The organism is Pseudomonas sp. FEN, assembly GCF_904067045.1.
GTDB lineage: Bacteria > Pseudomonadota > Gammaproteobacteria > Pseudomonadales > Pseudomonadaceae > Aquipseudomonas.
The window spans coordinates 75,410-83,658 of the sequence record NZ_CAJFDC010000016.1; the positions used below are offsets into that span (position 1 = coordinate 75,410).

At 63.7% G+C, this 8,249-nt stretch carries 8 protein-coding genes; all 8 read right to left on the bottom strand.

What is annotated here, in order from left to right:
- Window positions 1-17: 17 nt before the first annotated feature.
- Window positions 18-506, bottom strand: coding sequence for a YbjN domain-containing protein (locus tag PFEN_RS19265; protein ID WP_191488395.1), 489 nt, complete (start codon window positions 504-506; stop codon window positions 18-20).
- 20 nt (window positions 507-526) lie between these two features.
- Window positions 527-1,174, bottom strand: coding sequence for a DNA repair protein (locus tag PFEN_RS19270; RefSeq protein ID WP_191488396.1), 648 nt, complete (start codon window positions 1,172-1,174; stop codon window positions 527-529).
- Window positions 1,175-1,190: 16 nt separating this feature from the next.
- The gene (locus PFEN_RS19275; RefSeq protein WP_191488397.1) at window positions 1,191-2,888 is read right to left on the bottom strand and encodes a putative porin; all 1,698 of its coding nucleotides are present in this window, start codon (window positions 2,886-2,888) and stop codon (window positions 1,191-1,193) included.
- 40 nt (window positions 2,889-2,928) lie between these two features.
- Window positions 2,929-3,633: an energy transducer TonB gene (locus PFEN_RS19280; protein WP_191488398.1), complete on the bottom strand. Its 705-nt coding sequence runs from the start codon at window positions 3,631-3,633 to the stop codon at window positions 2,929-2,931.
- 2 nt (window positions 3,634-3,635) lie between these two features.
- On the bottom strand, window positions 3,636-4,061 hold the full coding sequence (locus PFEN_RS19285) for an ExbD/TolR family protein (protein ID WP_191488399.1): 426 nt from the start codon (window positions 4,059-4,061) through the stop codon (window positions 3,636-3,638).
- An 11-nt stretch (window positions 4,062-4,072) separates the two neighbouring features.
- Complete coding sequence (locus tag PFEN_RS19290; RefSeq protein ID WP_191488400.1) at window positions 4,073-5,917, bottom strand: DUF2341 domain-containing protein; 1,845 nt, start codon at window positions 5,915-5,917, stop codon at window positions 4,073-4,075.
- Between the two features lie 22 nt (window positions 5,918-5,939).
- A complete protein-coding gene (locus PFEN_RS19295) occupies window positions 5,940-7,550 on the bottom strand; it encodes a ShlB/FhaC/HecB family hemolysin secretion/activation protein (protein ID WP_191488401.1) in 1,611 nt (536 codons plus the stop codon).
- A gap of 74 nt (window positions 7,551-7,624) precedes the next feature.
- Window positions 7,625-8,227, bottom strand: a complete 603-nt coding sequence (locus tag PFEN_RS19300) for a transposase (RefSeq protein WP_191488402.1) — start codon at window positions 8,225-8,227, stop codon at window positions 7,625-7,627.
- Between the last annotated feature and the right edge of the window lie 22 nt (window positions 8,228-8,249).

The window sequence follows — 8,249 nt, forward strand, 5'->3', positions numbered from 1 at the left end:
CAGGAAAGTGCTCTTTTTCACAGGGCCACCTCCTCCGTCCCCACAACGGCCTCGTTCGCCAGCGGGGCCGCGGCACTCAACTGGGCGGCGTGTTGGCTGTACTCACGTAGATAGACAATGAACTCCTGCAGGAGGCGATCCCAGAGTTCCAGGTTGCCGCGCAGGTAATTCACGCTGACGCCGGCGGCCACCACGACATCCATTTCCATCACCAGGAACTCGCCCTGCACGGACAACCGGGCAAAGCGCCGCGAGGCATTCCACAACTCGGCCAGACCGGCCGGCAACTCGCCCTGTACGCGCAGGGCACAGCTGTAGGTGAAGTCGACATAACCGCCCTGCTCCGCCGCCGGATTACCGAAACGCACGGCGTAACCAATACCCTGGCTGGCGCTGAGCAGTTGCACGATGCCGTTCTGCTCGGTGCGATTGACCCGGTAGCCGGCGCCTTGCAGCAGCTCGGTCAGGCTGTCTGGAGTCACGTGTTCGATCAGTTGTTCGCTCATGAGCTGTTCTTCCTTGCGGGTCATTGACTGAGGGATGCGTGGGTCGCATCGAACTGGTTCTTGTAGAGGTTGTCACCGAACACCTGGGCCATTTCCTCGAACTTGACCCGGGCGCCGCCGGCAAAGGGTTGGCGAATCTTCATGACCTCGGCCACGTCGATTTTTTCGTAGGCGGCGAGGATCTCCTTGGCGACCCCGTACATCTGTTGATTCTTGACTGAACATTGCTGCACTTGTGTGTCACGTTCCGTCAGTTGCGCCTGCAGACGCGCGCGCTCGGCTTCCTTGGCCTTGGCCAGCATCAACAGCTCGTCATAGGCTTTCTTGAACTTGCCCAACTGCTCGTTACTGGCCGCGGCAAATGCCTGGGCCTGGCTTTGCAGGTTCTGCTGCTGGCCGGCCAGCTGCTCGCTCAAGCCCTTGGCCTTGGCCAGTTCGGCTTCGAGCTGCTTGATTTGCGCCTGGGCCGCCTTGGTCTGGTTTTCGGCGGCAATCCGTGCCGCGCCAGCCTGCGCCTGTTCGCTCTGCAACGCCTGCAGTTGCTGGGTGGTGCTGCGCAACTGGGTGCGCAGGCGCTCCTCCATGCCTTCGGCGGACGCGCCATTGGCCAGCGCAACGCCGACCATCAGCAGCAGCGTCGACCAACGCACCTGGGCTCGCATGTTCATGGGTTCTCCCTCGCGCTTAGAAACGCGTGTTGATTTCAAGCTGCATGACATCGATATCGAATGGCGCGCCATACACCGCCTCCGAGTTGAGCCAGCGCGCGGTGGCGATCACGTTCTTGTCCAGGCCGTAGTTGGCGCCGAGGAAATAGCCTTTGGCATTGGTCCCGCCGAGGTGGAACGAGTTGTCGTTGAAGCCGTCGGGCAAGGCATCCGGCTGGATGTACTTGTAGCCGGCAAAGACGTTCCAGTCGCCCTGGCGCTTGAGGTCCAGGGCGTTGCCGAGGGTGAACTGCACCATCATGGCGTTGGCGCCGCTCTGGATCTTGCCGTTGTTGTCCAGGTTGTTGACGATCTGGCCGGCGGCGCGGCGGTTCATTTCGCCTTCGTCGTAGCCCAGGTTGTGCACATAGTCGGCCTGGCTGCGCAGCTTGAAGTCTTCCGGCAGGTCGCTGTCGAGCACCAGGTTCAAGTCGAGCAAATTGAACTTCGAGGCCAGCCCGACGAATTGCGGTTGCGCCGTGGTGGTCGGGGTCAACGGGTTGATGGCGATGTCACGCAACAGGAACACCGTATTGCCCTTCTGCATGAACGCGGCACGGGTGCCATCGGAGCTGCAGCCCGGATCCCCGGCCCAAGGCTTGCAGGTGTCGGAGCGCTGGCCTTCGATATCGTCGAAACGATAATAGGCCAGTGCGCCCTTGAGCTTGTTGTGCTGGCTGAACCGCCACGTCGCCCCCGCTTGCAAGCCATACAGCCACTTGTCGGCGCTTTTTTGCTTGTCGAAGCCGTTGCTGCTGGCGGTGTCGGAGCTGTACTCGATAGGGAAGGCGCCGACGGTGCCGAACACGCCCCAATCGGCGTTGAGTTTCTGGTTGAACATTGCGGCCACGCCGTCGAAGTTCAGGTCCGGCGAATAGAGCATGTCGGTGGAGAAGAACGGATTGGCGATACGCCCGCCGGTCAGGCTCAGGCGATCGGAATATTTCCAGGTCAGGTAGCCCTGGTCGAGCCAGAGGTCCTTCTTGGCAAAACCACCGCCCAGCGCCTGGGTGGTCGAGACCGGGTTGTTGTCGGTGCCGGTGCCGATGCGGATACCGGCGGTCCAGTCCGGGGCGATAACGGCTTTCATGCCCAGCCGGGCGCGGACCCGCAGAGAGTTCTCGCGATCTTCCCGGGTGTTGAGCAGCGGCGGCAGGCTGGTGCTGCTTTTCGGGTTGACGTCGTAAGGGCCGTTGGCATTGAGCTTGGCGAAGTCGACAATCTGGTTGCTGTTGCCGCTGGAGTAATAGCGCGACTCGTCGCGCAGGCGCAGGTCGCCGTCGAAACTGATGCGCGAGACCCAATCCGGGAAGGTATTGGGCTGCGCCCAGTTTTCCTGCTTGGCGGTGGCCATGACTTCGGCCTTGACCTGGTCGCGGATCTGATCGCGGACGATGGCCGGGACGTACTGCACCCGCACCTCGCCCGGGGTCGCTGGCGGCCCGCTGGCGGCAACGGCGCTGGCCTGGCGCGCCTGGACGGCTTCTTTCTCGGCCTGGGCGATCAGCCCATCGGCCTGTTCCTGCTTGAGCACGCCCTGCTGCACCAGCAGGCGGATCAGGTTGATCGTGGCGTTTTCCGACGGCGCCGCGGGCGTTGCCGCTGCCGCCTGGCCCACCAGGGTCGCGATGACCAGGCCGACCGCCAGGCTCAATCGATTCACATTGGAAATCATTTGCACACAACTCCTATGACAAGACTGCGAATGGGGTGAACTAGCCGGGACGCCGGCCTTGCAAGGCAATACGCACCGGCAGGGTGATCGACGCCGGCGGCCGTTCGCTCAAGCGCGGCACCCCGCGCAGGGCGGCCAGTACCTGGGCGTCGAGCTTCGGATCGCCGCTGGACTTGACCAGCTCGACCCGGGTGATCTCCCCGGCCGCGCTCAGCCAGATATCGGTCTGCAGCGAAAAAGCCAGGTTGCGCAGTTGCGGGTCTTCCTTGAGCAAACGCTGGAACGAATACGCCAGGAACTGGCTATAGGTGCCGTTACCCAGGCGCCCTCCTCCAGCTCCGGCCATGCCGCCGCCCTTGCCCGCGCCGATGTTGAAGGCATCGCCGCCAGACTGGGCGTCGCCGTCGATCTGCATCGGGTTTTCCAGGTCGTTGACCGGTGACGGCGGCGCTTCGTCCTGGGGTTTGACCTGTTCCGGTTCCGGGGTCGGTTCGGGGATCTTCTCCTCCACCGGGGTTTCCGGCTCCTTGGGTTTTTCCGGCTCGGGTGGCGGTGGCGGAGGTGGCGGCAACGGAATCAGCATCGGCACCTTCGGCGCTTCCCGGCGCACACCACTCATGTCATGGGCCCACTGCCACAGGAACCAGGCCGCAACGGCCCCCAGCAGCAGTCCCGCGCCCCACTTCAACAGGCGCAACGGCGACTTTTGCAAAGGGTCGGGGCTGATCGGTAATTTCGCGGTCATGGTCAGCCCTGGGTCGGTTTGCCGGTGACCAGCCCGACCTGGGACAACTCCAGGCGCCGCAGCAGGTCGAGTACTTCGACGACTTTCTGGTACTGCACCGTGGCGTCGCCACGCACGATGATCGGAAAGTCCGGACTCTGCGCCTTCTCGATGCGCAGGCGCTCTTCCAGCTCCGCCAGCGTCACCGGATAGGCATCGAGAAACACCTGGCCGCCGTCGTTGACCGAGATGGCCTTGGTCTTGGCCTGGGACAACGACACCGAGGCACTGGCCTTGGGCAGGTGAATCTGGATGCCCGAGACCTGGGCGGTGGCGGTGAGGATGAACATCACCAGCACCACCATCAGCACGTCCACCAGGGGCGTGATGTTGATGCTGTCCACGGCGGCATCGTCATCATCGTCATGAGAGGTGTTTACAGAAGCCATGGCTGTTTCCCTCAGGCCGGAAGCGAAGTGTTGGCGACGTGCTGATCGGCGGACGCAGCGCGCCCGCGACCGCTATCGTGGGACTGGCTTTCACCATGCATTTCCGCCAGCCGGGTGATGAACTCGTCGACGAACACGCGCATGTCGGCGCTGACCTCCTTGTTGCGGGTGACCAGGCGGTTGTAGCCGAACAGCGCCGGGATCGCGACGAACAGGCCCATGGCCGTGGCCAGCAAGGCCGCCGCCATGCCGGGCGCGATGGCGTTGATGTTGACGTCACCGGCCATGGCGGTGCCGAGGAACACCACCATGATCCCCAGCACGGTACCGAGCAGGCCGATATAGGGGCCGCCGGCGATGGCGTTGGACAGGCTCGAGAGCTTCGAACTCAGTTGCTGGTTTTCCCGGGTACGCACGCCGTCCATGGAGCAGCGGATCGCCTCGATGGTCGCCGCCGAGACCGACGAGGTGTCGGCGCCCTGGGCGCGACGGGTGCGGATCTCCTTGACCGCCACCAGGTACAGGCGCCACAGCGAGGAATGTTGCAGACGTCGGGCCAGGTCCTGGTCGTCGGCGAACATTTCCAGGCGCGTGCCGATCTGCGCGAACTGCTCACGGAAGATCTGGTTGGCCCGGCTGACGCGGCCCAGGGCGCTGTTCTTGCGAATCATGATGAACCACGACTGGAACATCATCAGCACCAGGATCGCGATGATCACCCAGGCGTCCGCCGGCACGGCCTTGAGCAGGAAGCCCAGGCTGCCGAAGCCGAAGCCCGATTGTTCTTCGTCGGCGCCATAGAGCACCAGCTTCGACTCGGCGCCCTGGGACATGGCATCGGCCAGCAGCGCGGCGGCCGGACGCACGACCTTGGACAGGCGCAGTTCGTCGATGGCGCCCTGGAACGGCTGATACAGCGTTGCCGCCGGGGCCGCCGGATCAGTGACCACAACCGGCAGCTCGGCGCCGACGGCGATCGGCGAGTTGAATGCCGGGATTTCCTGGGCCAGGCTCGCGGTTTCGCGACCGTTGACGAACAAGGTCACCTTGCTACCCTGGGCGGTCAGTGCCAGGTGTTGCCATTGCCCAGGGTTCAGCGCCTGGGTCGAAACCCCGCGCTGGCCATTGACCTCGACGAACGGCGTGCCCTGGCTGACGCCGAGTACAAAGCTGTGAGCGCCTTCGCGGCGGGCCAGCAGCGACTGCTCGCCGGTGGCCTGGTCCAGGCGTACCCAGGTGCTCAGGGTCAGGGCGCCGCCGGCGCTGTATTGCAGCGACGGACTGGCCGGCAACGACAAGGCCTGGCCGGTCAACTGCAGGGCAGCGCCGATCACACCGTCGATACGGTTGCCGCTGGCGTTCAGGGCGTTGTTGGCGAAAGCGCTGGCATCCTTGGCTGGCGTACCCGCCGCGCCATCGAAGTGATAGACCGCGGTGTAGTTCGGATCGAACGCCAGTTGACCGTTGCTCAGCGCCGGGGCCTTGGCATTGCCGTAGTACATCCACAGGTCCTGGCGCTGGGCACCTTCGACCTTGGGCACATCGACCCAGATCAGCGCCATGCCCATCAGCGGGTCGAAGCTTTCGATCTGGTAGTTGAGCAGGGTCTTGTCGTCGGCCGCGACAAAGCGCAGGTCCGAGCCGTCCTCCTTGACCCCGTCGAAGGTAAAGTTGCCGGTGTGCAGGCGCACCAACAGGCTGGTGCGGCCCGGGGCGTCGTTGATCGCCGCGCCTTGTGGCGTGGTGTCGACGCTGATCTGCTTGCGGTAGTGCCAGTCGTCCTGCCACCAGGCATTGGCGGTCGCCGGGAGCACGAGGCCCAGGCAGATCAACAGGGATATCATCAGGCGCTGCATGAAAATTGCTCCGTAATAAGGTTCAGAAAGTCGCTTGCAGGCTGAAGTGCAAACGCGAGTCCTGCTTCTGCGTGTTCGGTCCATTGACCAGCGGATAACCCCAGTCGAGGCTGCCGGACAGCCATTTGCTCAAGCTGGCCCGGGTACCGAGACCGACGCTGGCCAGGCTGTAGTCGGCTTTCTGCTCAGGCAGTGGCTCGCGCAGGTACAACTGGGCGCCCTCGGCGAAGGCATACAAGCGCCACTCCTGGACATAGCTGCCCAGATACTTGGCCAGGGACGGCGTGCGCAGCTCCTGGGAAAACAGGTAGCCCTGGTCGCCGGTGACCTCGGCGGCCAGGTAGCCGCGCACCGAGGTGGCGCCGCCGGCGGACATCTGTTCGTTGGAAATCAGCGGACCGGAGGCCAGCTGGAACGAGGCCCGGGACGCGCTCTGCCAGTCGCCGAAAATGTCCTGGGTGTAATTCAGGTCGCCCTTGAGCAGGGCGAAGCTGGGGCTGGCGCGATAACGCTTGTTGTCGAAGTCCTGGTCGTTGCTGCCGTAGCCGAAGAACGCCCGGGTCCCGACCACCAGGCTCAGGCCGAGGCCCAGCTGGGATTTCTCGGTGTAGCGATAGCCGTTGTAGCCGAAGGTCAGCGGTGCGTACTTGAGCGGCACCTTGTCACTGCTGCCGCCGAGCTTGAGCTGTTCTTCGAAGTCCTTGAAATCCACCCCCAGCGACAGCGAGTTGGACCAGCTGCCAGCCGCCGGCACCGTGTAGATGCCCGAGACACCGTAGGAATGGCCCTTGCCCAGCACATTGCTGCCGCCGATGGTGGCGACGTTGCTGTCGGACTGGTAACCGGAAAACTGCACGGCCCAACGGTCATTCAGCGGCGCGCTGTAGGAGCCGGACCAGACCTTGGCGTTGCTCTGCTCCTCGGGCGCGGTGAAATAGGTCAGGGAAATGCTGTGACCCAATTGCCAGAGGTTGTCGTAGCCGATCGAGGTCACGGCGCGCAGATCCTTGGTATCGGCGCTGTGGTCGTTGTTCAGGCCGACGCTGGCGTGCCAGGGATTCTTGTCGTCGACTTGCAGGTCGACGTCCATGGTCCCTGGACGCTGGCCTTCGCGGACCAGCGGCATGACCTGGCGGCCGGGACTCTTGTTCAGCGCCGCCAGCTCGCTCTGGACCTGGGCGAAGTTCGGCACGTCGCCTTCCTTCAACGCCGGCACGTCGTCACGGATCGCCACCGGAGAATAGTGCTGGGCACCGACCACGCGGACCCGCCCGACCTTGGTTTCACTGACCTGCAGATAGACGATGCCGCCCTCGACCTTCTGCTCCGGCAACTCGACGTACACCGACTGGTAACCCTTGGCCTGGTAGCTTTTCTGCAAGGCCTCGCGGGCACCCTCGATATCGCTCAGGGCTTTTTGCGGACCGAGGAACGGGTACACCGCTTCCTCGATATCCCGCGCTTGCAGCACGGTGTTACCACGCACGATGTATTCGTTGACGTCGACCAGTTTGGCCGGCGCGTCATCGGCCAGCAGCGGGCGCCCCAGCAATGCCAGGACCAGCCCGCCGCACACCGGCAGCCAGTGCCCGGCCAGTCCCGGTCGCGCTCTTTTGAAGAACAAATGCTCCACACCGCCCCCTTGATTCAAAATGACCTCGAACGCAGTCGAGGCCGCACGGGCCCGGGTCAATGCCCCGGACGCTTTCAGTTATTCACGGTCGAGATCGACGGGTGCCGGGCCAACCAGGTATGCAACTGGGCGAAGTTCAGCGAGAACTCCGGCATCTGCAGCAAGGCGCCGCAGAACACTTCGCCGATGATTTTCTGGATCAGCAGCACCGCCCGCGGATCGTCCAGCAGCGTGGCGATGTCCTTGCTCAGCACGCTGAAACTCCAGACCTTCTGGTTCAGGTCGAGGCCGACGAACCAGCGGAACAGCAGGTTGTAATTGAGCTGCTCGTAGAGTTGCTGCTCGCTGGGGACCGAATACAGCAGTTGCAGCAAGAGGATATGCATGACGGTCTGGGGGGCGATCTGCATGCCGGAGTCGGCATGCAGGCCACGCAGGAATTCGCGATCGTCGTCGAGCAGGTCATCGATCTGCGGACGCAGCAACACCAGTGAATGGCCCGGCGGGATATAGCTGGAGACTTCCTTCAGGGCGCCCTGCCAATCGTCCTGGGAGACAATCCAGACCCAGGGCGCGCCGTAGCGATAGACCGAGACGGGCTTCTTGCGGGCCGCCTCGACGATCTTCGACAGACGCTGATCCAGTTCCTGCATGCCCACTTTCGAGTAACGTTCCATAGTTCTCCTCGTCTCTTCCCGG

Bases quoted from the DNA above. Each gene is read 5' to 3' on its own strand.
- PFEN_RS19265 (WP_191488395.1), bottom strand. From the start codon at position 506: ATGAGCGAACAACTGATCGAACACGTGACTCCAGACAGCCTGACCGAG.
- PFEN_RS19270 (WP_191488396.1), bottom strand. From the start codon at position 1,174: ATGAACATGCGAGCCCAGGTGCGTTGGTCGACGCTGCTGCTGATGGTC.
- PFEN_RS19275 (WP_191488397.1), bottom strand. From the start codon at position 2,888: ATGATTTCCAATGTGAATCGATTGAGCCTGGCGGTCGGCCTGGTCATC.
- PFEN_RS19280 (WP_191488398.1), bottom strand. From the start codon at position 3,633: ATGACCGCGAAATTACCGATCAGCCCCGACCCTTTGCAAAAGTCGCCG.
- PFEN_RS19285 (WP_191488399.1), bottom strand. From the start codon at position 4,061: ATGGCTTCTGTAAACACCTCTCATGACGATGATGACGATGCCGCCGTG.
- PFEN_RS19290 (WP_191488400.1), bottom strand. From the start codon at position 5,917: ATGCAGCGCCTGATGATATCCCTGTTGATCTGCCTGGGCCTCGTGCTC.
- PFEN_RS19300 (WP_191488402.1), bottom strand. From the start codon at position 8,227: ATGGAACGTTACTCGAAAGTGGGCATGCAGGAACTGGATCAGCGTCTG.